Origin of the sequence: Xanthomonas sp. D-109, from assembly GCF_017746095.1 — a bacterium.
In the GTDB taxonomy this organism is placed as follows: Bacteria; Pseudomonadota; Gammaproteobacteria; order Xanthomonadales; family Xanthomonadaceae; genus Xanthomonas_A; species Xanthomonas_A sacchari.
In genome coordinates this window covers 185,037-210,421 of sequence record NZ_JAGHWV010000008.1, presented here as the reverse complement: position 1 = coordinate 210,421, position 25,385 = coordinate 185,037, and the positions used below count along the sequence as shown (strand labels likewise).

The 25,385-nt window shown below is 70.4% G+C and carries 19 protein-coding genes; 7 read left to right on the top strand and 12 right to left on the bottom strand.

Features of this window, described 5'->3' with window-relative positions; all coding sequences use genetic code 11:
• Nucleotides 1–9: 9 nt before the first annotated feature.
• Nucleotides 10–1,599: an alpha-L-arabinofuranosidase C-terminal domain-containing protein gene (locus J7357_RS09085; protein WP_244667387.1), complete on the top strand. Its 1,590-nt coding sequence runs from the start codon at nucleotides 10–12 to the stop codon at nucleotides 1,597–1,599.
• Nucleotides 1,600–1,801: 202 nt separating this feature from the next.
• Here the strand turns inward: J7357_RS09085 and J7357_RS09080 are convergent, their stop codons facing one another.
• The 3 genes from J7357_RS09080 to J7357_RS09070 all read right to left on the bottom strand — a co-directional run bounded on the left by J7357_RS09080 (nucleotide 1,802) and on the right by J7357_RS09070 (nucleotide 5,925).
• Nucleotides 1,802–2,284 carry a hypothetical protein gene (locus tag J7357_RS09080; RefSeq protein WP_209245867.1) on the bottom strand — a complete coding sequence of 161 codons (483 nt, stop codon included), beginning with the start codon at nucleotides 2,282–2,284 and terminating at the stop codon, nucleotides 1,802–1,804.
• Between the two features lie 129 nt (nucleotides 2,285–2,413).
• A complete protein-coding gene (gene fusA / locus J7357_RS09075; protein WP_209245866.1) occupies nucleotides 2,414–4,471 on the bottom strand; it encodes an elongation factor G in 2,058 nt (685 codons plus the stop codon).
• 464 nt (nucleotides 4,472–4,935) lie between these two features.
• Nucleotides 4,936–5,925 (bottom strand): membrane dipeptidase, encoded by a 990-nt coding sequence (locus J7357_RS09070; RefSeq protein WP_343237401.1) that lies wholly within the window; start codon nucleotides 5,923–5,925, stop codon nucleotides 4,936–4,938.
• Nucleotides 5,926–6,261: 336 nt separating this feature from the next.
• Between J7357_RS09070 and J7357_RS09065 the strand changes: the two genes are divergently transcribed.
• Nucleotides 6,262–7,527, top strand: coding sequence for a cation:proton antiporter (locus J7357_RS09065; protein ID WP_209245864.1), 1,266 nt, complete (start codon nucleotides 6,262–6,264; stop codon nucleotides 7,525–7,527).
• A gap of 66 nt (nucleotides 7,528–7,593) precedes the next feature.
• Here the strand turns inward: J7357_RS09065 and J7357_RS09060 are convergent, their stop codons facing one another.
• Together J7357_RS09060 and J7357_RS09055 are read right to left on the bottom strand one after the other, a co-directional pair.
• Nucleotides 7,594–8,313, bottom strand: coding sequence for a hypothetical protein (locus tag J7357_RS09060; protein ID WP_209245863.1), 720 nt, complete (start codon nucleotides 8,311–8,313; stop codon nucleotides 7,594–7,596).
• A 101-nt stretch (nucleotides 8,314–8,414) separates the two neighbouring features.
• Entirely contained in the window at nucleotides 8,415–9,035 is a 621-nt protein-coding gene (locus tag J7357_RS09055) for a glutathione S-transferase (RefSeq protein ID WP_209245862.1), read from the bottom strand.
• Between the two features lie 244 nt (nucleotides 9,036–9,279).
• Here J7357_RS09055 and J7357_RS09050 point away from each other — a divergent pair, with 244 nt between their 5' ends.
• The gene (locus tag J7357_RS09050) at nucleotides 9,280–12,012 is read left to right on the top strand and encodes a cellulosome protein (protein WP_209245861.1); all 2,733 of its coding nucleotides are present in this window, start codon (nucleotides 9,280–9,282) and stop codon (nucleotides 12,010–12,012) included.
• A gap of 66 nt (nucleotides 12,013–12,078) precedes the next feature.
• Here J7357_RS09050 and yjfF read toward each other — a convergent pair whose 3' ends face one another.
• From yjfF to araD1, 6 genes are all read right to left on the bottom strand, one after another.
• Complete coding sequence (yjfF, locus tag J7357_RS09045; RefSeq protein WP_209245860.1) at nucleotides 12,079–13,104, bottom strand: galactofuranose ABC transporter, permease protein YjfF; 1,026 nt, start codon at nucleotides 13,102–13,104, stop codon at nucleotides 12,079–12,081.
• Nucleotides 13,101–14,156 carry an ABC transporter permease gene (locus J7357_RS09040; RefSeq protein WP_209245859.1) on the bottom strand — a complete coding sequence of 352 codons (1,056 nt, stop codon included), beginning with the start codon at nucleotides 14,154–14,156 and terminating at the stop codon, nucleotides 13,101–13,103. Before J7357_RS09040 ends, yjfF begins: the two co-directional genes overlap by 4 nt.
• Entirely contained in the window at nucleotides 14,153–15,664 is a 1,512-nt protein-coding gene (locus J7357_RS09035; RefSeq protein ID WP_209245858.1) for a sugar ABC transporter ATP-binding protein, read from the bottom strand. The genes J7357_RS09040 and J7357_RS09035 overlap by 4 nt, the downstream gene beginning before the upstream one ends.
• Nucleotides 15,665–15,674: 10 nt before the next feature.
• Nucleotides 15,675–16,667, bottom strand: a complete 993-nt coding sequence (locus tag J7357_RS09030) for an ABC transporter substrate-binding protein (RefSeq protein ID WP_244667385.1) — start codon at nucleotides 16,665–16,667, stop codon at nucleotides 15,675–15,677.
• Between the two features lie 97 nt (nucleotides 16,668–16,764).
• Nucleotides 16,765–18,204: an aldehyde dehydrogenase family protein gene (locus tag J7357_RS09025; protein ID WP_209245857.1), complete on the bottom strand. Its 1,440-nt coding sequence runs from the start codon at nucleotides 18,202–18,204 to the stop codon at nucleotides 16,765–16,767.
• 18 nt (nucleotides 18,205–18,222) lie between these two features.
• Nucleotides 18,223–19,230: an AraD1 family protein gene (araD1, locus tag J7357_RS09020; RefSeq protein ID WP_209245856.1), complete on the bottom strand. Its 1,008-nt coding sequence runs from the start codon at nucleotides 19,228–19,230 to the stop codon at nucleotides 18,223–18,225.
• Nucleotides 19,231–19,382: 152 nt separating this feature from the next.
• Here araD1 and J7357_RS09015 point away from each other — a divergent pair, with 152 nt between their 5' ends.
• Nucleotides 19,383–20,354 (top strand): LysR family transcriptional regulator, encoded by a 972-nt coding sequence (locus J7357_RS09015; RefSeq protein ID WP_209245855.1) that lies wholly within the window; start codon nucleotides 19,383–19,385, stop codon nucleotides 20,352–20,354.
• A 181-nt stretch (nucleotides 20,355–20,535) separates the two neighbouring features.
• Here the strand turns inward: J7357_RS09015 and J7357_RS09010 are convergent, their stop codons facing one another.
• Nucleotides 20,536–21,333 (bottom strand): SDR family oxidoreductase, encoded by a 798-nt coding sequence (locus J7357_RS09010; protein WP_153751266.1) that lies wholly within the window; start codon nucleotides 21,331–21,333, stop codon nucleotides 20,536–20,538.
• A gap of 174 nt (nucleotides 21,334–21,507) precedes the next feature.
• On the opposite strand from J7357_RS09010, the gene J7357_RS09005 reads away from it, so the two are divergent.
• The 3 genes from J7357_RS09005 (at nucleotide 21,508) to J7357_RS08995 (ending at nucleotide 25,134) form a co-directional block, all read left to right on the top strand.
• Nucleotides 21,508–23,232 carry an IlvD/Edd family dehydratase gene (locus J7357_RS09005; RefSeq protein WP_209245854.1) on the top strand — a complete coding sequence of 575 codons (1,725 nt, stop codon included), beginning with the start codon at nucleotides 21,508–21,510 and terminating at the stop codon, nucleotides 23,230–23,232.
• A 313-nt stretch (nucleotides 23,233–23,545) separates the two neighbouring features.
• Nucleotides 23,546–24,070 (top strand): RNA polymerase sigma factor, encoded by a 525-nt coding sequence (locus J7357_RS09000; protein ID WP_209029497.1) that lies wholly within the window; start codon nucleotides 23,546–23,548, stop codon nucleotides 24,068–24,070.
• Nucleotides 24,071–24,135: 65 nt separating this feature from the next.
• Nucleotides 24,136–25,134, top strand: coding sequence for a FecR domain-containing protein (locus tag J7357_RS08995; protein WP_209245969.1), 999 nt, complete (start codon nucleotides 24,136–24,138; stop codon nucleotides 25,132–25,134).
• Nucleotides 25,135–25,385 lie beyond the last annotated feature (251 nt).

The following is a 25,385-nucleotide window of genomic DNA, read 5'->3' as shown; positions in this document are numbered from 1 at the left end:
GAGTTCCTGATGCGTTCGCCCCGTTTCCTGAAGCAGCGTGCGGTGCAGTGGCGGCGGCTGCCGCTGATCGCCGCGACGCTCGGCCTGGCGCTGGCCGCCACGCTGGCGCAGGCCGCCGACGTCGAGGTGCGCGGCACCCTGCGTGCCGACCGCCCTGGTGCCGCGGTGTCGCGCCACCTGTTCGGGCAGTTCGCCGAACACCTGGGCACCGGCATCTATGGCGGCGTCTGGGTCGGCCCGGACTCGAAGATCCCCAACACCCGCGGCTACCGCAACGACGTGGTCGCCGCGCTGAAGGCGCTGGATGTCCCCGACATCCGCTGGCCCGGCGGCTGCTTCGCCGACGAGTACCACTGGCGCGACGGCATCGGTCCGCGCAACCAGCGCCCGACCAGCGTCAACACCCACTGGGGCGGCGTGGAGGAACCCAACAGCTTCGGCACCCACGAGTTCATGGATTTCACCGAACTGCTTGGCACGCAGGCCTACGTGGCCGGCAACGTCGGCGACGCGGCGCCGGACGAGATGGCGCAGTGGGTGGAGTACATGACCGCGCCCACGCGCTCGACCCTGGCCGAGCAGCGCCGCCGCAACGGCCGCCAGGCGCCGTGGAAGGTGCCGTTCTTCGGCGTCGGCAACGAGCTGTGGGGCTGCGGCGGCAACATGCGCGCCGAATACGCCGCCGACGTGTTCCGCCGCTACCAGACCTTCGTCAAGGCGCCGGCCGACCAGAAGATCATGAAGATCGCACCCGGCCCCAGCGATGCCGACTATCACTGGACCGAGGTGATGATGCGCGAGGCCACCAAGTTCATGGATGGCCTCAGCCTGCACTACTACACCATCCCTGGCGGCTGGCCGCCGCGCGCCTCCTCGACCAGCTTCGACGAGGCGGCCTGGATCGAGACGCTGTCGCGCACACTCCTGATGGACGAGCTGATCACCAAGCACAGCGCGATCATGGACAAGTACGACCCGGACAAGAAGGTCGCGCTGGTGGTCGACGAATGGGGCACCTGGTACAAGGGCCTGCCCGATGCGAACCCGGGCTTCCTGCACCAGCAGAACACCTTGCGCGACGCGCTGGTGGCCTCGCTCAACCTGGACATCTTCGTCCAGCATGCCGACCGCGTGCGCATGGCCAACATCGCGCAGATGGTCAACGTGCTGCAGGCGATGATCCTCACCGACGGCGACAGGATGCTGCTGACGCCGACCTACCACGTGTTCATGCTGTACAAGCCCTACCAGGACGCGACCGCGCTGCCGCTGCAGATCACGACGCCGGACTATCGGCATGCCGGCTACACGGTGCCGGCGGTGCACGGCTCGGCGGTGCGGGCCAAGGACGGGCACGTGTACGTGGCGCTGACCAATCTGGACCCCAACCGCAGCGCCGACATCGCGGTGCAGGTCGACGGCGTGCAGGCGCGCAGCGTCGACGGACAGATCCTGACCGCCCCGACCATCGACGCGCTCAACACCTTCGCCCAGCCGCAGGCGGTGCGCCCGGCCGCGTTCGCCGATGCCCGCCTGCAAGGCGACACGCTGCAGGTGGCGCTGCCGGCCAAGGCGATCGTGATGCTGAAGCTGCAGTAGCCCAGCTCACCGCCCCGCTCCTGGCCCCTCTCCCCCCGGGAGAGGGGTTGGGGTGAGGGTAGGTGCGCGCGGGATAGACCCACCTGCCAGCGCATCCATCACCTCCGCACTTTGAGGGCGGCATGCAGCCATCCGCACGGCGCACCAGCCCCTCTCCCAGCAGCAGGACTTGGATTCCAGGCCGGCGTGACACTCCGCGCCCCTAGTCCTCCGGATCGGTCAGCAGCGCGAACAGCGACTGCCCGTCCGGCGCGATCAGGTCGCTGACCGCCCAGCAGCCGTTGCCGCGGCGCTGCAGCTCGATCTTGACCGACTGCGCCCGCGCGGCACGACCGCCGAGCGCCAAGCGGTAGTCCATGCGCACCTCCACCACGGTGGCCTGCGAACCGCCCGAGACCAGGGTGAAGGTCGGCGCGCCCTGAATGTCGCCGTCCTGCGCGCTGGTCCACGGGTCGAAGTCCAGCCGGCACACGCCCTCGCGCGCCGCGCAGCGCTGGTCGGCCTGCAGCGCATGCGCAAAGGATGGCGTTAGCAAGCCGTCCAGGTTCTGCGGCTGCCAGTAGAAATCGCGCGCCTTGTACAGGTGCTCGGCCATCTGCAGCGGCGTCGCGCATGCCGGCGGCTGCGCCGCGGCGAGCGCCGGCGACAGGGCAAGCAGGGTCAGGAGGACAAGACGGCGATGCATGGGTGGCTCCGGCGATCGGGGCCGGCTATGAAGCCCGGATCGCGGCGCCAACGCAAGCGCGGACAAAAAAAGAGGAGCCGGCGAACCGGCTCCTCGTCCTCCTGCCGCATCGCCAGCAGGCGATCCGGCTCACGCAGCCTTGACCGGCGCATAGCCGTCGAAGGTCATGCTCGCCGATGCGCGTCCCTGGGTCAGCGAACGCAACGCGGTGGTATAGGCCTGCAGTTGCGCCAGCGGCGCCTGCGCGACCACCTCGGCACGGGAGCCGCGCTCTTCGATCGCCACGACGCGTCCCTCGCGCCGCTGCAGATCGCCGAGCACGTCACCCACGCTGTTCGCCGGCGTGTCGATCGCCACCGCCATCACCGGCTCCAGCAACTGCGTGCCGGCCTGCGCCAGCGCCGCCTTCACCGCGTCCGATGCCACGCGCTGGAACGCCAGGTCCGACGAATCCACCGCGTGCGCCTGGCCATCGACCAGCACCACCTCCACACCGACCACCGGATGGCCGAGCGGGCCTTGCGCCAGCGCCGCACGCGCACCCTTCTCGGTGGCGGCAACGAAGGCCTTCGGCACCACGCCACCGCGGCTGCGGTCGACGAAGGTGACCGCACCATCCGCGCGCGGCAGCACATCCAGCACCACCTGCGCGAACTGGCCCTGGCCGCCGTTCTGCTTGGACAGCCGCGCCGCCACGCCCAGCGCAGCCGCGCGCGGCGTTTCCTGGTAGGCCACGCGCGGCGCCCCGGTGCGCACGTCCACGTGCCACTCGCTGCGCAATCGCTCGACCATCACCTCCAGGTGCAGTTCGCCCATGCCCCAGATCACCGCTTCACCGGTCTCCGGATCGCTGTCGACGCGGAAGGACGGATCCTCCTGCGCCAACCGCGCCAGGCCCTGACCCAGCCGCACCAGCTCGGTCGCGTTGGCCGCGCCGAGCCGCCACGCCAGCACCGGCGGCTGTGTGCGGATGTGTTCCAGCACCCACCGCGCCTGCACGCCACTGAGCGTCTCGCCGCTGACCGCGTCCTTCCAGCCGAGCACGGCAACGATCTCGCCGGCCTGGGCCTGCTCCACGTCGTGGGTGCGCTGCGCCTGCACCACCGCCAGTCGCCCGACCCGGCGCGGACGCCGCGCATGCGAGGTCCACACCGTGTCGCCGACGCGCAAGGTGCCCGAATACACGCGCACGAAGGCCAGCGGCCCCTGCGCGGTATGTGCGAACTTGAACACCAGCGCCGCCAGCGGACCGGACGGGTCCGGCGCCAGCAAGGTCTCGCGCCCGTCTTCGGCACCGGCATTGGTGTCGGCGCGGGCGGCGACCGGCGGGCGGTCCAGCGGCGACGGCAACCAGTCGACGATCGCGTCCAGCAACGGCTCGATGCCCTTGCCCTTGAACGCCGAGCCGGCCAGCACCGGCACGCCGGCGCCGGCCAGAGTGGCCCGGCGCAAGGCAGCGCGCAGCAATCCGGCGTCGATCGCGCGTTCCTCGAGATAGGCCTGCGCCAGCGCCTCGTCGTGCTCGGCCACCGCGGCGATCAACTGCTCGCGTGCATCCGCGAACGCGGCGTCCTCCTCGGTGTTCCAGGCGCGCGTGTGCAGTTGCCCCGCGTCGTCCCAGGTCAGCAGACGGCCGCCGACCAGATCGCTCCAGCCGTCGAAACCGGAGTCGCCCGGCAACGGCACGCCGACCGGCCACACCGTCGCGTCGAGCTTGCCGCGCAACTGCGCCAGCACGCCATCGAACGACGCGCCGGCACGGTCCATCTTGTTGACGAAGGCGAGCATCGGCACGCCGTGGCGACGCGCCTGCCGCCACACGGTCTCCGACTGCGGCTGCACGCCGTCGACCGCGGAAAACACCGCGACCGCGCCGTCGAGCACGCGCAGCGAACGTTCCACCTCGATCGCGAAATCGATGTGCCCAGGGGTGTCGATCAGGGTCAGGCGATGCATCGGCTGCCCGGCTGGCGCCCACTGCGCCTGTACCGCGGCCGCGCCGATGGTGATGCCGCGGGCGCGCTCGATCTCGGAGAAGTCGGTGGTGGCGGCGCCATCGTGGACTTCGCCGATGCGGTGGATCGCGCCGGTGGCCCACAGCAGGCGTTCGGTGAGGGTGGTCTTGCCGGCGTCGATGTGGGCGATGATGCCGAGATTGCGCCAGCGGGAAAGGGTGTGCGTGTTCATGAGATAGGTTCCGCATTGCCAACACGGGGGATGCCGCATGCCCCGGTTGGCGAGGCGGGCATGCGGCTAGGTTTCGGGTTCGGCGGCGTAGTGCATGGCACGTTCTCCTTGGCGTGTCGGAACGGTGGAACAGCGAAAAACAGGCAATAAAAAAGCACCCATCGGGTGCTTGTCTGCGGCGGATCGGCGATGGCCGGCGTTAGCGCACGGCGTCGACCACTCCTTCAGGCAGGCGCACCCGGCCTGCGCTGACGCGCAGGGCGTTGGGCAATATCAGCAGCGGTGCGTGGGCCATGGCGGCAGGACGATCGGGTGCGTATGAGAGCGGGAAGTCTGAACCTGCGCGAGATCGCGGTCAATGCACGCGCCGCAGCGTTGCTGGAACGGTCGGGAACGCTGCGTGGAACGACGGCATGGCGTCACGTGACACGACCGCAGGCACGCCCTTGCATCGTTCCGCGGTGTCAGGTGGCCCAGATCTCGCCGAACACCCGCTCGAAGTTCAGCCCCAGCACCTTCTCGGCGACGCGGGCGCTATAGCCCTGGCGCAGCAGCGCATCGGCGACGCGTTCGAGCTTGCGCGGGGTATTGGCGTCGGGCAGGTAGGGCAAACGGTTCTCGCCCGGAGCGCCGATGCCGTCGCGACGGCGCTGCACTAGGTCTTCCTCGAAGGCGCGCCGGTCCTGCTCGGTGATCGGGAAGAACAGCGAATCGGTACCGATGCCGACATGGTCCTCGCCACACATTTCCAGTGCGTGCAGCAGGTGGCGCATGTAGTCGGCAAGCTGCGGTTGGCGGCTGTCCTCGGTTAGGAACGGCAGCATGTACACGCCCATCACCCCGCCCTTGTCGGCCAGCGCGCGCAGTTCGGCGTCCGGCTTGTTGCGCGGATGCGCGAACACCGCGGCGCAACCGGCATGGGTGATGACCGGCGGACGCTGCGACAGCGCAATGCCGTCGCGGGTGGTCTGCAGGTTGCAATGGCTGAGATCCAGTGCCACCCCGAGCCGGTTCATGCGTGCGATGGCGTCGCGGCCGAGCGCGGTGACGCCGCCGGTGTCGCCATCCAGGCAGCCCACGCCAAAGGGCGTGGTGCGGTTATAGGTCAGTTGCATGACCCGCACGCCGAGCTGGCGGAACAGGTCGATGCGCGCGGGCTTGTCCCCCAGCATCGCCGCCGACTCGAAGGAAAAAATCAACGCCACGCGGCCGTCGCGCTTGGCGCGGCGCAGGTCGGCCGGCTGCAGCACCTTCAGGAAGTGCTGCGGATAGCGGTCGACCAGCGCCTGCGCGGCGGCGATGTCCTGCACGGCGGTCTCGAAGTCGCCGGCGGCACCGCCCAGCGTGGTCTTGAGCGCCGACACGCCGGAGTCGTGCAACTGCTGCAGCAGTTGCGGCACATCCGGGCCATCGAACACCTGCCCGATCGAGGCCAGGGCGTTGGCGTCGAGCACCAACGCACGCCGATACAGCGCATCGGCACCGCTCGCATCGGCAGTGGCGGCAGTTGCAGTCGCAGTGCCCGCGATGGCCGCCCCAGGCAGCAAACCGGCTACTGCGCCTGCGGCAACGGCACCCAGGCATTGTCGCCGCGTCCATCCCGTGCTCATCGCTTCGTCCTCCGGTGCGTCCTGCGGTGTCGGCCTGCGCGCGTGTACCAGGCATGCGCCACGCGGCGCGCGAGGCACCATACCGCAAACGCGCCCCGCCCCACCATGTGACGCGGCGCGCGCATGGATTTCGCAGCGCCGGCCTCCTATCATCCGCCGACACTTCCAGGACGGCCGCCCATGACCACCCCGCAGATGTCGGTGTACTTCTTCCTGCAGGCGGCGGTGATCCTGCTGGTGTGCCGGCTGGTCGGCCTGCTGGCCAGGCGCCTGGGCCAGCCGCAGGTGGTCGGCGAGATGATCGCCGGCGTCGCGCTGGGCCCATCGCTGTTCGGCGCCCTGCTGCCGGACCTGCAGCAGGCGCTGTTTCCCAAGCCGACCCTGGACATGCTGTACGTGGCCGCGCAGTTCGGCGTGGGCCTGTACATGTTCCTGGTCGGCACCGATTTCCGTGGCGACCACTTCCGCACGCGCTACCGCAGCGCGATGGGCGTGTCGCTGGCCGGCATCGCCGTGCCGTTCGTGCTGGCGTTCGTGCTGGCGCCGTGGCTGCTGCACGTGCCGGGGCTGTTCTCGGCAAAGGCCAAGCTGCTGGAGGCTTCGCTGTTCCTGGGCGCGGCCATCGCCATCACCGCGTTCCCGATGCTGGCGCGGATCATCCACGAGCGCGGTCTTACCAACAGTCCACTGGGCACCCTGGCGCTGACCGCCGGTGCGGTCGACGACGCCGCGGCCTGGTGCATCCTGGCGGTGGTGCTGGCCAGCTTCGGCGGCAGTTGGGGCAGCGCCTATCTGGCGATCGGCGGCGGCGTGGGCTACGCGCTGTTCATGCTGCTGGTCGGCCGCCACTGGCTGCGCCGCCTGGCCGACCACGTGCGCCCCGACCAGCCGCTGAGCGCCGGCGTGCTGGCGGTGGTGCTGATGCTGTTCTGCCTCAGCGCCTGGGCGATGGACGCGATCGGCATCCACGCGGTGTTCGGCGGCTTCCTGCTCGGCGCCTGCCTGCCCAAGGGCGCGCTCACCGAGAAGCTGCGCGAGCAGTTGCAGCCGTTCGTGGTGGTGTTCCTGCTGCCGATGTTCTTCACCTTCTCGGGCCTCAAGACCGAGTTGAGCGTGCTGCTGGATCCGCAGATCCTGCTGGCCGCCGGCGTGGTCCTGCTGGCCTCGTTCCTGGGCAAGGGCATCGCCTGCTGGGCCGCGGCGCGGATCAGCGGCGAGAACAACCGCAATGCCATGGCGATCGGCGCGCTGATGAACGCGCGCGGGCTGATGGAGCTGATCATCATCAACATCGGCCTGCAGGCCGGGGTGATCGAGCAGGGCCTGTTCTCGATCCTGGTGCTGATGGCCATCACCTCCACGCTGATGGCCACCCCGCTGTTCAACTGGGTGATGCGCCGCGCGGGTGGCGACGCACTGCCGGCGGTGGCGGGCGGACGCCCCTGAGGCCACGCAGGCGTTCGACGACGGCAGCCCCGATCCACGTACCCGGATGCGGGAAGAAACCCGCGGTCACAGCGGCGTCAGCCGCCACAGTCCGTAGGGATTGGCGAACAGGTCGCCGGGCTGGAACTGGGTACTCGGCTCGGCCTGGAGCCGGTAGCGCGGCGCGTCCGCCGCGACCGAGAAGGTATGGCCGGCGCGCACGTCGGGCGCTTCGTTGAACAGGTAGCAGGTGAAGGTGTGCAGCAGACCGACCGGGTCGGATGCCGCCTGCGCCCCGACGATCGCGTCCTTCATGCCGAACTGGTGCATGCCGCAGGAATGCACCTGCTCGCCGGTGATGTTCAGCACATAGGCGCGATGGGCACTGCCTTGCGACAGATTCATGCACAGCTGCCGCCAATCGGCCGGGCTATGGGCGACGCCGCTGCTTTCGACCTTCACTCCCAGGCCGCCGGCGTCCAGCACTGCCGCGGCCGCGCGCATCATCGCCTCCGCGCGCACCCGCGAGCCGCCGGCACCGATCAGGTAGACGACCGAGGCGTGCGTCCCGACGCGCGCCATGTCCGCGGAGCCGCGCCAGTGCGGCCCGGCAGCGGCGAACGCGTCGATCATGCGTGCGTCGTGCGGTTCGTAGTGCAGTTCGCACGCCTGGCCGCTGTCCATGTGCATCAGCACCTGGCCGGCGAACAGGTAGCCGCCGCTGTCCTGGACGATGCGCGCGAGCAGGTCGGACCGATCCAGCCATGGGCCGGGGATGCACAGCACGATCTTGGGAGGCTCGATCAAGGGAGGCGGCTCCTTGCCGTCAGATGGACTCGCACATGTGCGAACAGCGCACGCGCATGGCCGCCGCCGCCGCGGAGAGGCGCCGGCCGTGCGCGCCGCACTCAGGTCAGCGCCGTCATCACGCCCTTGCGGTAGGCCGGGCGTTGCTGCAGGCGCTGGTACCAGGCGTGCAGGTGCGGCAGCGCCGGGCGTTCGATCGGCATCTCGAACCAGGCATAGGCGAAACTGCCCAGCGGAATGTCGCCCATCGCGAAGTGCTCGCCCGACAGCCACGGCTGCTGCGCCAGCGCGGCGTCGGCGGTGCGCAGCAACGCGGCCGATTGTTCCAGCGCGGTGGCGATCCTGGCCGCATCGCGCTGTTCGGGCGCGGTGCGCAGCACGCCCCAGAACAGATCGCGAAAGGCGCCAGCGAAGCGCGAGGTGGTCCAGTCCATCCACTTGTCGCCGTGCGCGCGCAGCACCGGATCCTGCGGGTACAGCGTGCCAGGCGCGTAGCGCGCGGCCAGGTAGCGCACGATGGCGTTGGATTCCCACAGCGCCAGGCCATCGTCCTCGATCGCCGGCACCAGGCCATTGGGATTGAGTGCGCGATAGGCCGGTGCGTCGTTGCCGCCGAAGGCGCCGCCAACCTCGATGGACGTGTAGGCCAGGCCGATCTCCTCGGCGCACCACAGCACCTTGCGGACGTTGCTCGAGTTGTGGCGGCCCCAGATGGTCAGCATGTCGGCACTCCGCTTGCGGTTGCCGGATTCTACGCCGGCACGCTGCGCCAGCGCCCAACGCGGCATGCGCCGCCGCGCCATCGCGGTCGGCGGCGTGCGCAGCGCACCATTCCAGTTTGCGTATCGCGCGGCCGATTTACGTGATTGGTCGGCGCCGGACGGCTGCCCTATCCTGCCGCCAAGGCCCGGCCTGCGCTGTTCTGCGCCCCGCCAGACCTACCGCGCCACTGCCGACCTCTCGCCCATGCGTGCATTCGCTCGTTCCCCCATCTCGCGGTTGCTGGCCTCCTGCCTCGCCACCTGGGCAGGCGCCGCGGTCGCGGCCGATCGCCTCACCGTCGACCTGGGGCAGGACACCGGCCCGTTCCACGGCGGCGCGTCCGGCAGTCTCTACGGCCTCTACGACGCACGCCTGCCGTCCCCGAACCTGGTCGAGGGCATCGGCCTGCGCAGCGTGGCGACCAAGGCGCAGGACGGGCTGCAGCATCCCGGCGCCGATGCGCTGGAGGTGATCCGTTCCATCGCTAGCGGCTCCGGTGGCGATACCTACATCTACATGACCGACATCCACCGCGGTTTCCCCTACCGCTGGACGCAGGGCGACTGTGCGCAGTCGGTGGCGCACTATCTGGACGAGATCGCGCGCCAGGTCGAACAGGTCAAGGCGCTGCCTGCGGAGTACCGCCGGCACGTGGTGTTCGTGCCGTTCAACGAGCCCGAAGGCAACATGTTCGCCAAGGCCGCCGCACCCGGACAGGAGGGTCCGGACAGTTGCAATGGCGTGGATTGGCGCAGCGACCCGAGCGCCTATTTCGACGCGTGGGACCGTGCATGGCGACGTATCCGCGCCATCCTGCCGGACGCGCGCATCGCCGGCCCCAACACCAGCATCCTGTACGACCAGGACAAGGGGTTCCTGCACCATGCGCTGCGCGCGGGCACCCTGCCGGACGTGGTCACCTGGCACGAGCTGACCAATCCCGCGTCGCTGACGCGCAGCGTGGCCCGCTTCCGCGGCTGGGAGCAGGAACTGTTCGCCGGCACCGCGCTGGCCGGCCGGCACCTGCCGATCAACATCGACGAATACGCGTTCAACTACCACACGTCGGTGCCGGGGCAGATCGTGCAGTGGGCGGCGGCGATCGAAGCGGCGAAGGTCGATGCCGATCTGGCGTACTGGAACATCGACGGCAACCTGAGCGACTCGGCCGTCCAGGCCAATCGCGGCAACGGCCAGTGGTGGCTGCTGAACGCCTATGCCGCGATGCGCGGCATGCGCACCGTGGCGGTCACGCCACCGCATCCTGGGCAGGACGACAGCCTGCAGGCCGTGGCCGCGTTCGACCCGCAGCAGACGCAAGCGCGGGTCCTGTTCGGCGGCGGCAGCGGGCCCGCCACGCTCTCCTTGACCCACCTTCCCCATGCCAGCTTCGGCGCGCAGGCCCGCGTGGTGGTGCACGAAATCTCCTGGACCGGACAGCTCGGCGACGCCGCTGCGCCGCGCCTGCTTGCGGACGTGCAGGTGCCGGTCGTCGCGGACGGCATCGATCTGCAGTTCGGCCATGGCGCGTTGCCGGCGCTGGCGGCCGAATCGGCCTACAGCCTGGTGGTCATGCCCGGCACGCACGGCGGCGCTGCGGGCACGCCGCCACTGCGCTGGCAGCGGCAGTACGAAGCCGAGGACGCCGCGCACCACGGCAGCGGCTACGAACGGCGTGGCCCGGAAGGCTCGCCGCAGGCGCTCGATCGCTTCTTCACCTCCGGCCGCTACGCGGTCGGCGGATTCGCCAGCGCGCGCGACGTGCGCCTGGACTTCCCCATCGAGGTGCCGCAGGACGGCGTGTACGATCTGCGCATCCTCGCCAACAGTTTCAATCAGGATCCGCTGGTCGCCGCGCTCGGGCCGACCAATGTCTTCGTGCGCGTCGACGGGGACGCGGCCAGCGAACGCGAGGTGATGCTGCCGCTCGGCTACAAGCCGGTGGTGTGGGACCACGCCGACCTGCGCATCGCACTGCGCGCGGGCCGCCATGTGCTTAGCATCGCCAGCGCGAGCGCGGACGGGCGCCGGCATACGCACGGCAATGCGCTGATCGATCGCATCAGCCTGTCCTTGCCCGACCCCGCCAGCGACACGCATATCTACGAAGCCGAACTCGCCAGACTGGACGGCGGCGCGCAGGCGCGCTACGACCGCGACGACGTCTCCGGCGCCGGCGCGGTGGCGCTGCCGGCCGGCGCCACCGCCACCTTCTGGGTGTATGCGCCGCAGGCAGGATTGACGCCGCTGTCGCTGGATGTGGCCACGCCCGGCGCGTTGTCGCTCGCCGTCAACGGCCACCCGCTGCAGGCGCCTGCGCAGCGCGTGTTCCTGATGGACGGGATCAACAAGATCGTGGTCGGCGGCAGCGCCGAGCGCCCGCTGCTGGATCGCCTGCGTGTAGGCCCCGGCGCCGTGCTCGGCCCGCGCTACGAAGCCGAACAGGCGACGCTCGCCGGCAGCACGCAGCGCACCAAGGCCACCCTCGCCAGCGGCGGCGAGGCGGTCACCGGGATCGGCGGCGCACCCGGCAACGGCAATACGCTCACCTTCGACTCGGTCGCGGTCGCGCGCACCGGTTCGTACATGCTCACCCTGCGCTACGCCAACGACGAGCAGTCAAAAGCGAGCCATTACAATCCCGATCCGCTGGCCCGCATCGGGCGCATCCGCGTCAACGGGGCGCCGCCGATACTGGCGAGCTTCCCGCACAGCTTCCACCGCAACAACTGGTGGGAACTGAGCGTGCCGGTCGAACTGCACGCCGGGCGCAATCGCATCCAGATCTCCGGCGAAGAGGTGCCGGACGCCGACGGCGTCCACTACATCTCGCAGCGCGCGCCCAACATCCTGCTGCGCTCGCGGTACGCGCCGGACATCGACTGGATCGCGGTCACCCCGCTGCAGGACGACACCGCGGCGTTGGCGCCCCGCTAGCGGGTGCTGCCGCCGGCAACGCAGGCGCGCACGCGCGGGCGCACTGGTGCCACGCGGCGGCCTGGGTCAGGCAAGCGCATCCGCCGCCGGCAGGCGCCGGGTCAGCAACCGCTGCAGCAGGCAGAACAGCAGCAACAGGCCGCCGATCACGATGCGCGTCCACCACGAACTGAGCGTGCCGTCGAACACGATCAGGGTCTGGATCGCCCCCAGGATCAGCACGCCGAACAGCGTGCCGATCACGTAACCGCTGCCGCCGGCCAGCAGCGTGCCGCCGATCACCACCGCGGCGATGGCGTCCAGTTCCAGGCCCTGCGCATGCAGGCTGTAGCCGGACAGCATGTAGAACGTGCACACCACCCCGGCCAGCGCCGAGCAGAAGCCGCTGAAGGCGTAGACGCGCACCTGGGTCGCCTCCACCGGCAGGCCCATCAGCCGCGCCGAGGCCTCGCTGCCGCCAAGCGCGTACACGCAACGGCCGAAGCGGGTGCACTGGGTCAGCCACATGCCCAGCGCCACCATCGCCAGCGCGATCAACGCACCGACCGACAGCGACGCGTCGCCGCCCAGCGGCAGCCGCGCCTGCGCGATCGCGGTGTACAGCGGGTCGGTGATCGGGATCGAATCGACGCTGATCAGGTAACTGGCGCCGCGCGCCAGGAACATGCCGGCCAGGGTCACCACGAACGGCTGCAGGCGGTAGCGCTGGATCAGCAGGCCCATGAACGCACCGAAGACGCCGCCGAGCAGCAGCACCAGCGGGATCGCCGCCAGCGGCGACCAGCCATGGCGCTCGACCAGCGATGCCGACAGCACGGTGGTGAACGCCAGCACCGCGCCCACCGACAGGTCGATGCCGCCGCTGAGGATCACCAGGCTCATGCCCACCGCGGCGATGCACAGGAAGGCATTGTCGATCAGCAGATTGGCCAGCACCTGCGGCGCCAGGAAGCCGTCGTAGAGCACCCCGCCGGCCGCGAGCATGGCCACGAACAGCGCCACGGTGATCGCCAGCGGCAGGCGCGCGCCCTGCAGCATGCCGGCCGCCTTGCGCAGTCCGGACCCGACCAGGCGCGGAGCCGCCGCGCTCATGGCCGCACCTGCGGCGGCGGCCGCCGGATCCAGCCGCGCAGGTTGGCGCGGAAGCGCGGCGATTGCAGCAGCATCACCGCGAACACCAGCAATGCCTTGATCAGCATGGTCACCTGCGCCGGCACGCCGAAGGCGTAGATGGTCGCGGTCAGGGTCTGGATGATCAGCGCGCCGATCACGCTGCCGGCCAGGCTGAAGCGGCCGCCATCGAGCAGCGTGCCGCCGAGGGTGACCGCGAGGATCGCGTCCAGTTCCATCAATTGCCCGGCGTTGTTGGCGTCGGCGCTCTTGACGTTGGAGCTGATCAGCAACCCGGCCAGGCCGGCGCTGAACGCGCAGAACACGTACAGCAGCACCGCGATCAGCCGCGCGCGCACGCCCGCCACCCGCGCCGCGCGCGGGTTGTGGCCGATGGCGCGCACGAACAGCCCCAGCGCGGTGCGCCCCAGCAGCAGTTGCAAGGCGGCGAACACCGCCGCGACCACGAACAGCGCGAACGGCAGGCCGAGCAGGAAGCCGTTGCCCAGGTAGAAATACGGCGGGTAGTAGATGGTCAGGATCTGCCCGTCGCCGATCAGCTGCGCGATGCCGCGCCCGGCCACCATCAGGATCAGCGTGGCGATGATCGGCTGCATGCCGACCTTGACCACCAGCAACCCGTTCCACAGCCCGCACAGCGCCGCCGCCAGCAGCGGTGCCAGCAGAACCGCCCACAGCGGGAAGCGGCTGTGTTCGCCGCCGCCGATCATCCACGCCGCCACGGTCGCGGCGATCGCCACCACCGCGCCGACCGAGATGTCCAGGCCGCGCACCGCGATCACCAGGGTCATGCCCATCGCCACCAGCGCCAGCGGCGCGGCGCGGTTGCCGATGTCGACCAGGTTGCCGTACAGGTGGCCGTCGCGCCATTGCAGGCTCAGGAAGCCGGGATCGAACAGGCCGTTGCCGAGCAGCAGCACGGCCAGCGTCGCCAGCGGCCAAAACAGCGGGTGCGTGCGCAGCCGTGCCGGCCAGCGCGCCACGGCGGCGTCGGGTGTGGCGGCGGCGCTCATGCCGCGCTCCCGGCGATCAGCTCAAAGATCGCGCGCTCGCCGCAGCCGCCCGGCAATTCGCCGACCAGGCGGCGTTCGCGCAGCACCGCGATGCGGTCGGCGATGCGCGCGATCTCGGCGACCTCGGCGGAGATGAACAGCACCGCCATGCCCTCGCGGGCCAGGGCCAGGATCCGGGTCATGATCTCCTGCTTGGCGGCGATGTCGATGCCGCGGGTGGGTTCGTCCAGGATCAGCAGCCGCGGCCGCGTCGCCAGCCAGCGCGCCAGCACCACCTTCTGCTGGTTGCCGCCGGACAGCAGCCCCACCGGCGTCTCCAGGCTGGCGGTCTTGATGCCCAGCACGTCCACGTAACCCTGCGCGATGCGCAGTTGCTCGGCTGGCGCCAGGAACCGGCGCAGGCCCATGCGCGCCTGCAAGGCCAGCACGATGTTCTCGCGCACCGACAGTTCGGCGACGATGCCCTCGGTCTTGCGTTCTTCCGGGCACAGCGCCAGGCCGTGGGCGATCGCATCGGGCGGGCCGCGCAGCGCCACGTCGCGGCCGTCGATCGCCACGCGGCCGCGATCGGCACGGTCCAGCCCGAACAGCAACCGCGCCAGTTCGGTGCGGCCGGCGCCGAGCAGGCCGGCCAGGCCCAGCACCTGGCCTTGACGCAGTTGCAGGTCGACCGGCTGCAACTGGCCTCGCCGGCCCAGACCCTGCGCCTGCAGCAGCGGCGCAGCGTCCTCGGGCGCGGCCGCGCGCACCGCGGCGGCCGCGGCGCTGGCCGGGTCGAGCGCGCGCCCGACCATCGCCGCGACCAGTTGCGGCGCCGGCAATTCCGCCGGCGTGTATTCGCCGACCAGGCGGCCGTTGCGCAGCACGCTGATGCGGTCGGCCACCGCGTACACCTGGTCCAGGAAGTGGGTGACGAACAGGATCGCCATGCCGCCATCGCGCAGCGCGCGCATCACCCGGAACAGTTCGGCCACCTCGCCTTCGTCGAGACTGGAAGTGGGTTCGTCGAGGATCAGCACCCGCGCCGACACGCCGACCGCGCGCGCGATCGCCACCATCTGCTGCACCGCCACCGGATAGCTGCCCAGCGCGCGCCGCACGTCGATGGCGATGCCCAAACGCTGCAGGCCGGCCTCGGCCTCGCGCTCGACCCGGCGCCAGTCGATGCGCCGCAGCCAGCCGCGCAGCGGGTAGCGGCCGGCGAACAGGTTCTCGGCCACCGACAGGTTCGGGCACAGGTTCACTTCCTGGTACACGGTGCTGATGCCGAGCCGTTGCGCCTGCTGCGGCGACGCCGGCGCCACCACCGCACCGTCCAGCGCGATACGCCCGGCGTCGGCGGCGGCCACGCCGGTGAGCAGCTTGATCAGGGTCGACTTGCCGGCGCCGTTCTGGCCCATCAACGCGTGGATCTCGCCGCCGCGCAGGCGCAGCGCCATGTCCTCCAGCGCGGCCACGCCGGCATAGGCCTTGCTCAGTCCCTGCGCCTCCAGCACCAGCGGATGCATGCGCGCGGCCTCAGTACTTGCGCTTGGGCAGTTCGGCCGCGGCCTGGTCCTGGGTGTACACCGACTCCTCCACCACGATGCGCTTGGGCAGCGGCTTGCCGGCCTTGAGGTCGCGAATGGCCTGCACCAGTTGCGGGCCCAGCAGCGGATTGCATTCGACGGTGACGTTGAGCTTGCCGGCCTGCATCGCCTCGAACGCGCCCTTCACCCCGTCCACCGAGATCACCAGGATGTCCTTGCCCGGCTTCAGGCCGGCTTCCTCGATCGCCTGGATCGCGCCGATCGCCATGTCGTCGTTGTGCGCGTAGAGCACGTCGATGTTGCGTCCCTCCGACTTCAGGAATGCCTCCATCACTTCCTTGCCCTTGGCGCGGGTGAAGTCGCCGCTCTGCGAGCGCACGATCTGGAAGCGCGGATGCGCGGCCAGTATCTCTTTGAAACCCTTCATGCGATCGATCGCCGGCGCCGAGCCGACGGTGCCCTGCAGTTCGACGATGCGCACCGGCGTGTCGCCGTCCTTCAGCGGCGAACGCTCGACCAGCCAGCGCGCCGCCTTGCGTCCTTCCTCGACGAAATCCGAACCGATCAGGGTCACGTACAGGCTGTCGTCGGACACCTTCACCGCGCGGTCGGTCAGCACCACCGGGATCTTCGCGGCCTTGGCCTCGCGCAGCACCGTCTCCCAGCCCGACTCCACCACCGGCGAAAACGCGATCACGTCCACGCGCTGGGCGATGAACGAGCGCAGCGCCTTGATCTGGTTCTCCTGCTTCTGCTGCGCGTCGGAGAACTTCAGCGTCATGCCGGCATCGGCCACGGCCTGCTTGATCGAAGCGGTGTTGGCGGTGCGCCATTCGCTCTCGGCGCCGACCTGGCTGAAACCGACGGTGAGTTGCCCGTGCGCCTTGCCGGCGTCCTTGCCGCCGCCGGAACACGCGGCCAGCGCCATCCCCAGCAGTGCCGCGATTCCCAGCGCCCGCATTCCCGACGTGTGCTTGTGCATAGCCCCTCCTCGTTGATGGCACGCTGGCGGCGGACGGGCCCGGAGGCCGCGCCGCGCCGCCCACCCTCCCAGGCCGGCGTGCGCTGATTCGATCAGTTCATGGTGCGGATGTGTAAGCCGTCTTGACCGTGGTGTAGAACTCCACCGCATACCGGCCCTGTTCGCGCGGGCCGTAGCTGGAGGCCTTGCGTCCGCCGAACGGGACATGCGGGTCGACGCCGGCGGTGGGCAGGTTGACCATCACCATGCCCGCCTGCGCGTGCCGCTTGAAATGCGTGGCGTGCTTCAGCGAGCGCGTGGCGATGCCGGCGCACAGGCCGAATTCGGTGTCGTTGGCCAGGGCCAACGCGTGTTCGTAGTCGTCGGCCACCAGCACCGCGGCGACCGGGCCGAACACCTCCTCGCGCGCGATGCGGTGCTGCGGCTGCGCGGCCACCAGCGCCGGGCGCAGGTAGTAGCCGCGGTGCGCGCACTCCAGCGCCTCGCCGCCGTAGAGCAGTTCGGCGCCTTCCTCGCGGGCGATGCGTAGGTAGTCGCGGTCCTGTTCGAACTGGCTGGCGCTGGCGACCGGCCCGATGTCCACGCCCGGCTCCAGCGCATGGCCGATCTTCAGCGCGGCCAGGCGCGTGCGCACACGTGCGACGAAGTCGTCGTGCACTGCGCGTTCGACGATCAGCCGGCTCGACGCGGTGCAGCGCTGGCCGGTGGAGAAGTAGGCGCCGTTGACCGCGATCTCCGCCGCCAGGTCCAGGTCGGCGTCGGCCAGCACCACCAGCGGATTCTTGCCGCCCATCTCCAACTGGATCTTCAGCCCGCGCTCGGCGGCCTGGCGCAGCAGCCGGTTGCCGGTGGGCACCGAGCCGGTGAAGCTCAGCGCATCGATGCCGCGCTCGCCGACCAGCGCCTGGCCGACCGTGCTGCCGCTGCCGAGCACCAGGTTGAACGCGCCGTCGGGCAGGCCGGCGCGGCTGAGGATCTCGGCCAGCGCCCAGGCGCAGCCGGGCACGATCTCCGCCGGCTTGAACACCACCGTGTTGCCGTAGGCCAGCGCCGGCGCGATCTTCCACGCCGGGATCGCCAGCGGGAAATTCCACGGCGCGATGATGCCGACCGTGCCGACCGGCTCGCGGGTGATCTCGACGTTGACCCCGGGCCGGGTGGAGGCCAGCGTCTCGCCGGGAATGCGCAGCGCCTCGCCGGCGAAGAACTTGAAGATCTGCCCGGCGCGCGCCGCCTCGCCGATGCTCTCCGGCAAGGTCTTGCCCTCTTCCGAGGCCAGCAGCGCGCCCAGTTCCTGCTTGCGCGCCAGGATCTCGCTGCCGACCGCGTCCAGCGCGTCGGCGCGCTGCTGCGGGGTGCTCGCGGCCCACGCCGACTGCGCCGCGTTGGCGGCGGCGATCGCCTCGCGCACCGTGGCCGCGTCGAGGCTGCCGGCTTCGCCGACCGGTGCCGACAGGTCGGACGGATTCTCGTCGGGGGCGAGGTCGTCGCCGGCCACCCAGCGGCCGTCGATGTAGCTCTGGAAACGTCGGGTCATGCCTACCTCCGTGCGGTTCTACAGCGCGCGCACGCCGCCCAGGGCGAATCCGCTGTCGACGCGCTGCAAGGGATTGACCAGCGCCGCGCCGAACTCGGCCAGTTCGATCTCGAAGCGGTCGCCGGGCTGCGCCTGCACGCCGTCGGCAAAGCTCAGCGTGGCGGTGCCGAAGAAGTGCAGGTGCACGTCGCCGGGCACGCGGTGCGCGGCGTACTTGAAATGGTGGTACTCGAGATTGGCCAGCGAATGGCACATGTTGGCCTCGCCGGTGACGAAGGGCTTCTCCCAGATCACCGCATCGCCGCGGCGGATGCGGCTGTGCCCGCGCAGGTCGCGCGGCAACGGGCCGCAACGCAGCTCCGGGCCGACCGCGCAGGCACGCAGCTTGGAATGGGCCAGGTACAGGTAGTTCTGGCGCTCGGTGACGTGGTCGGAGAACTCGTTGCCCAGCGCGAAGCCGAGCCGGTACGGCACGCCGTCGACGCCGATCACGTACAGCCCGACCAGTTCCGGCTCCTCGCCGCCGTCCAGGGCGAAATCCGGCGACGGCAGCGGCGCACCCGGCGCGACCAGGCTGCTGCCGTCGCCCTTGTAGAACCACTCCGGCTGCGCGCCGGGCTGACCATCGCGCGGGATGCCGCCGTCCACGCCGAGCTGGAAGATCTTCATCGAATCGGTGAGCGTGCCCTGCGCCGCCTGCTGCTGCAGGTTCTGGTGCATGGCATCGCGGGTGGCGGCGCTGCCCAGGTGGGTCAGGCCGGTGCCGGTGACGCGGCAATGCGCCGGGTCCGGATGGGTCAGCGGCGACAGCACCCGGCCGGCGGCCAGCAGCGCGGCGTAGTCGAGCACACGCTCGCCGCGTAGCTGCTGCACCTGCGCCTCCAGGCTATTGCCGGCGGCCAGCGCCGCGTTGGCCAGCGCATAGGTGGACGCCACCTCGCGCAGCAGCCGCACCTGGCGGCCATCGTCTTCCACCACGCCGACGCCGGGGCTGCCTGCGTCATCGAGCAACTGGATCAATCGCATGAATCTGTCGCCTGTCGGGATGCGGACTCGCAGCGGGCGACGCGGGACACGCGCGGCGCGATGCGCCCGACCTATTCTGGCCGGACGACCTATATGCAACAAATATCGGTTTTGGCTTAACGTATACGAACATTCATATCGCTCTGAGCGCCATGCCCGCTGCCCCGCCCTGGTTCGTCCGCGCCCGCCTGAAGACCCGGCAATTGATGCTGCTGCTGGCGATCGAGGAGGAAGGCAACATCCACCGTGCCGCCGAGACCTTGAACATGTCGCAGCCGGCCGCCTCCAAGCTGCTCAAGGACCTGGAGGACATGCTGGCGGTGCCGCTGTTCGAGCGCCTGCCGCGCGGCATGCGCGCCACCTGGTACGGCGAGGCGATGATCCGCCACGCGCGCATCGCCCTGGCCAGCCTGGGCGAGGCCGGCGCCGAGATCGAGGCGCTGAAGGCCGGCTATGCCGGCAGCGTCGGCGTCGGCGCGATCGCCGGCCCGGCGATGAGCCTGCTGCCGTCGGCGCTGGCCCAGGTCGGCGCGCAGCATCCGCTGCTGCGGGTGAGCCTGCGCGTGGACGGCAGCGACGTGCTGCTGGAGCAACTGGCGCAGAACAAGCTGGACATCGTGGTGGCGCGGCTGTTCGCGCGGCACGACAAGCGCCACCTGCACTACCAGGCGCTGGCCGAGGAAAAGGTCTGCGCCATCGCCCGCCCCGGCCATCCGCTGCTGGCGGGGCCGCTGCCGACGCTGGCCGTGCTGGCCGAGGCGCCGTGGATCGTGCCGCCGGACGGCAGCGTGCTGCGCCATCGCTTCGAACTGATGTTCCAGAACGCCGGGCTGGAAGCGCCCAAGCGGGTGATCGAGACCTCGGCGCTGGTGGTGCTGCCGCAGCTGCTGCGCCATGGCGACGCGCTGGCGGTGGTACCGGAGGACGTGGCCCGGCATTTCGCCGACCACGGCAGCGTGGCGATCGTGCCGGCGGCGCTGTCCTGCCGCATGGACGCCTTCGGCCTGATCACCCGCCGCGACTGGCTGCTGTCGCCGGGCGCGCGGATCGTGCTGCAGGCGCTGCAGGAGGCGGCGGCGACGGTCTACGGCGTCGCCGCACCGTCGCTGTCGACGGACGACTGATTGCGTCTGCCGTAGGAGCGGCTTCAGCCGCGACGCGCAATGCGTGACGCACCTGCCACTGCCAGGGACAGCCGATCGCGTCGGGACTGAAGTCCCTCCCACAACACCGCCGCGGTCCCGGCGCGCGGCTTTTGTGGGAGCGGCTTCAGCCGCGACGCGCGATGCCCGAATCCCGCGTCGCTCAGGTCCAGCCGCCGTCCACCACGAACTCCTGCGCGGTGATCGCGCGCGCCTCGTCCGAGGCCAGGAACAGCGCCATGCGCGCGATGTCCTCCGGCATCACCTTGTCCGGCAGGCACTGGTTGCGCGCCAGTTCGCGTTCGCCGGCCTCGTCCAGCCACAGGGTGACCTGGCGTTCGGTCATCACCCAGCCCGGGGTCAGCACGTTGATGCGGATCCGCGCCGCGCCCAGGTCGCGGGCCAGGCCGCGGGTCAGGCCGTTCACCGAGGACTTGGCGGTGGCGTACACCGGGTAGCCGCCGGTCTTGCTCTGCCAGCCGGTGGAGCCGAGGTTGACGATGGAACCGCCGCCCAGCCGCTGCATGCCCGGCACCACCGCCTGGATGGCGAAGAACGCCGCACGCTGGTTGATCGACACGCAGCGCTCCCAGTACTCCGGGGTCACCGCGTCGAGCGCGTGGCGGTCGTCGCTGCCGACGTTGTTGAGCAGCACGTGGAAGTCGCCCAGCTCGGCCGCCGCGTCGCCGATCGCCGCCTGCAGCGCGGCCACGTCGGTGACGTCGCAGCGGCGCCACCACGGCGCGGTCAGGCCGGCCGCGGCCAGGCGCTCGGCCAGCGCGGCGCTGGCCTCGGCCGCGACGTCCACGAAGGCCACCTGCGCGCCCTGCGCGGCGAAGGCTTCGACCAGCGCGGCGCCGATGCCGGAGCCGCCGCCGGTGATGAAGACGCGGCGCCCGTGCAGGCTGCCGTAGGTTGCGTTGCCGAGGGAGGAAGGCGCTGCGCTTGCCGAGTTGTCCATGCCGTTTCGCTCTAGGTGGATAGGATTTCGATATATGAAAACAAATATCCATTCGGAGATATTTGCTATTTTTCACGTATCAATATGCCCGCTAGCATCCCCGGCGTAAAGCATCCGGGGGCGGCTTGCGCACAAGGCGGATCCCGGCGTCCTGGACTCGAGGAATCCGCCAACATGGGCTCACCCAGCAAACCGCCGCGCCGCAGCCAGGCGTGGTTCGGGCGCGAAGGCAAGCAAGGCTTCTACTACCGCAGCTGGCTCAAGAGCGCCGGCCATCCGCACGACATGTTCGATGGCCGCCCGGTGATCGGCATCTGCAACACCTGGTCGGAACTGACCCCGTGCAACGGCCACCTGCGCGAACTGGCCGAACACGTCAAACGCGGCGTGTACGAGGCCGGCGGGTTCCCGCTGGAGTTCCCGGTGATGTCGCTGGGCGAGACGCAGATGCGCCCCACCGCAATGCTGTTCCGCAACCTCGCCAGCATGGACGTGGAGGAATCGATCCGCGCCAATCCGCTGGACGGGGTGGTGCTGCTGATGGGCTGCGACAAGACCACCCCGTCCTTGCTGATGGGCGCGGCCAGCGTGGACCTGCCGACCATCGGCGTGTCCGGCGGGCCGTCGCTGTCGGGCAACTGGCGCGGGCAAGCGCTGGGCTCGGGCACCGGCGTGATCGAGATGTCGGAGATGGTCCGCGCCGGCACCCTGAGCCAGGACGATTTCGTCGAGGCCGAAGCCTGCATGCAGCGCTCCAAGGGCAGCTGCATGACCATGGGCACCGCCTCGACCATGGCCAGCATGGTCGAGGCGCTGGGCATGTCGCTGCCGGAGAACGCGGCGATCCCGGCGGTGGACGCGCGCCGCGCGCGGCTGGCGCGGCTCAGCGGGCGGCGCATCGTGCAGATGGTGGAAGAGGATCTGCGCATGTCGCAGATCCTCAGCGCCGACGCCTTCGCCAACGCGATCAAGGTCAATGCGGCGATCGGCGGCTCCACCAACGCGGTGCTGCACCTGCTCGCCCTGGCCGGCCGCGTGGGCGTGCCGCTGCAACTGGACGACTGGGACCGGCTGGGCTCGCGGCTGCCGTGCCTGGTCAATCTCAAACCGTCCGGCCAGTACCTGATGGAAGACTTCTACTATGCCGGCGGGCTGCCGGCGGTGATGCGCGAACTCGGCAACGAACTGGCGCTGGACGCGCGCACCGTCAACGGCCGCACCCTGGGCGAGAACGTGGCGCAGGCGCCGTGCTGGAACCGCGAGGTGATCCATCCGCTGGACGCGCCGGTGCGCGCGGAGGCCGGCATCGCCGTGCTGCGCGGCAACCTGGCGCCGGACGGCGCGGTGATCAAGCCCTCGGCCGCCTCGCCGCACCTGTTGCGACACCGCGGGCGCGCGGTGGTGTTCGAGAGCATCGAGGACTTCAAGGCGCGCATCGACGACGAGGCGCTGGACATCGACGCCGACTGCATCATGGTGCTCAAGCACTGCGGCCCGCGCGGCTACCCGGGTATGGCCGAGGTCGGCAACATGCCGCTGCCGCCGAAGCTGCTGCGCGCCGGCGTCACCGACATGGTGCGCATCTCCGACGCGCGCATGAGCGGCACCGCCTACGGCACGGTGGTGCTGCACGCCTCGCCGGAGGCCGCCGCCGGCGGCACCCTGGCGCTGGTGCGCGACGGCGACATCATCGAACTCGACGTCCCCGGCCGCGCGTTGCACCTGGAAGTCAGCGACGAGGAACTGCTGCGCCGGCGCAGCGAATGGACCCCGCCGCCGGCGCCGACGCGCGGCTGGAGCAAGCTCTACGTGGAGCACGTGCAGCAGGCACACCTGGGCGCCGACCTGGACTTCCTGGTCGGCGGCAGCGGCGACGCGGTGGCGCGCGATTCGCATTAGTGGGTCGCGGCCAGATGCATCCATCTTGCTTTCGCAGGAGCGGCTTCAGCCGCGATGGGCGCTACCGGTAGAGCCCATCGCGGCTGAAGCCGCTCCTACAGCAAGCCCGCCGTGTGCACTGTGGGAGGGACTTCAGTCCCGACGCATTGCGCCATCGGAAAGCGCACCACGTCGCGCGCCGCCACTGCATGACAGTCGGCTCCCACAGGAAGTGGCGAACACCGCCGTGTTCCCCGCGCATCGCACCCCACGTCACCGAACCGTCATCTGCAGCTTCTAGCCTGCCCGGCACCCCAGGGACAAGGCAGGCGCGGTGGCGGCTCACCCCAAACGCACATGGGCGCGCATGTTCGCCGAACACGGCCCGGTGCTGCGCGGCTTCTTCGTGCGCCGCGGCGCACGCGAGGACGCCGAGGACATGGTGCAGGAGACCTATCTGCGGCTGCTGCGCGCGCATCGGCAGCAGGGCGAGGCCATCGCCAATCCCGAAGCCTATCTGTACACCGTCGCGCAGAACCTGGCGCGCGAACAGGCCGCGCGTCGCCGCCAGGCGCCGCTGCGCATCGACGAGATGGAGCAGTTCTCGCAATTGCTGGCGGCGGGAGACGACGTGGAAGACAGCGCACACCGGCGGCAGCGCCAGCAACAGTTGCAGGCCCTGCTCGCCGATCTGCCCGCGCGCACCCGTGCGGTGCTGGTGATGCAGTACCGCGACGGGCTGAGCTACAAGCAGATCGCCGAACGCATGGGCGTGTCGCCGCACATGGTCAAGAAACACGTGGTGCGCGGGCTGTCGGCCTGCCGACGCGCGCTGGCCGACAGCGGAGACCGCTGGTGAACGACAGCGCCTTCTCTTCGCGTAGCGCCATCGCCGATGCCGCGCACTGGCATGCATTGCAGCGCATGCAGCCGCTGGATGCGAAACAGGAACAGCAACTGCTGGACTGGCTGACCGCCTCGCCGCAGCACCTGCGCGAGTATCTGGCGATGCAGCGCGTGGCCGGCGACCTCGGCGAAGCGCTGCGCGGCATGGACCTGGACGTGGACGCCTTGCTCGCCAGCGACGCCGCCGCCGATGGTGCCGCGGGCGGCAACGTGATCGCCCTGCCTGTGCCGCGGCGCGCGCCAGCGGCGGCAGCAGTGCGCGCGCCGCGCGTCCATGCCGCCTCGCGCTGGCGCCTGGCCGCGGCCGCCGCGGTGTGCGCGATGGCGGTGCTGATCGGCTGGGCCTGGCCGCGCAGCCAGACCTACCGCACCGCGCTCGGCGAACAGCGCAGCGTGCAACTGGCCGACGGCAGCGTGGTGCGGCTCAATGCGCAGACCCGGGTGCGCGCCACACTGACCCCGTGGAGTCGCACGCTGCAGTTGCTGCAGGGCCAGGCCAGCTTCGTCGTCGCCGCCGACCGCCGCCCGCTGCAGGTGCAGGCCGGCGGCCTGCGCGTGCAGGACATCGGCACCACCTTCGACATCGCCCTGCACCCCGACCAGGCGCGCATCGAGGTGTCGTCCGGACGCGTGCAGGTGTGGCGCGAGGACCGGCCGCAGCAGCCGATGCTGGCCGATCTGGGTGCCGGCCAGAGCGCACGCATCGACACCGCCGACGGCCGGATCGAACTGGGCAACGAGGATGTCGCCGCCATGCACGCGTGGTGGCAACACCGCATCGTGTTCCGCGACGAACCGCTGGCCAACGTCGCCGAGGATTTCAACCGGCTCAACCGCACCCGCCTGCTGATCGACGATGCCGACGCCGGGGCGATGCGGCTGACCGGCAACCTGCGTGGCGACGACGTCGCCGCATTGCGTGCGTTCCTCGATGCGCAGCCGACATTGCAGGTGCGCACCAGCGCCGACGGCATCCACGTGCGCAGCCGCACGCCCACCAAGACGCACCTGCAGTAGCGCGACAAGCGCGTCGCGCGCGATGCACGCCGCACGCATCGTCCAGACCTGGGTCAGTACTCCGTCGCGTGCCATCAACGCGTCATACGCATCGTGCACGCGCATCCGTGCGCGCACGCGACGCCAGCACGCGCTGCACGTGTCACAGAAAATTCATCGAAAAACGGTGCCCGATCTTCGCCGTCGCGCCTCGTAGTCCGGGGACAGCGCAGGCAAACGCCCGATGGCGATGCCGCGCGCACCACCACCCC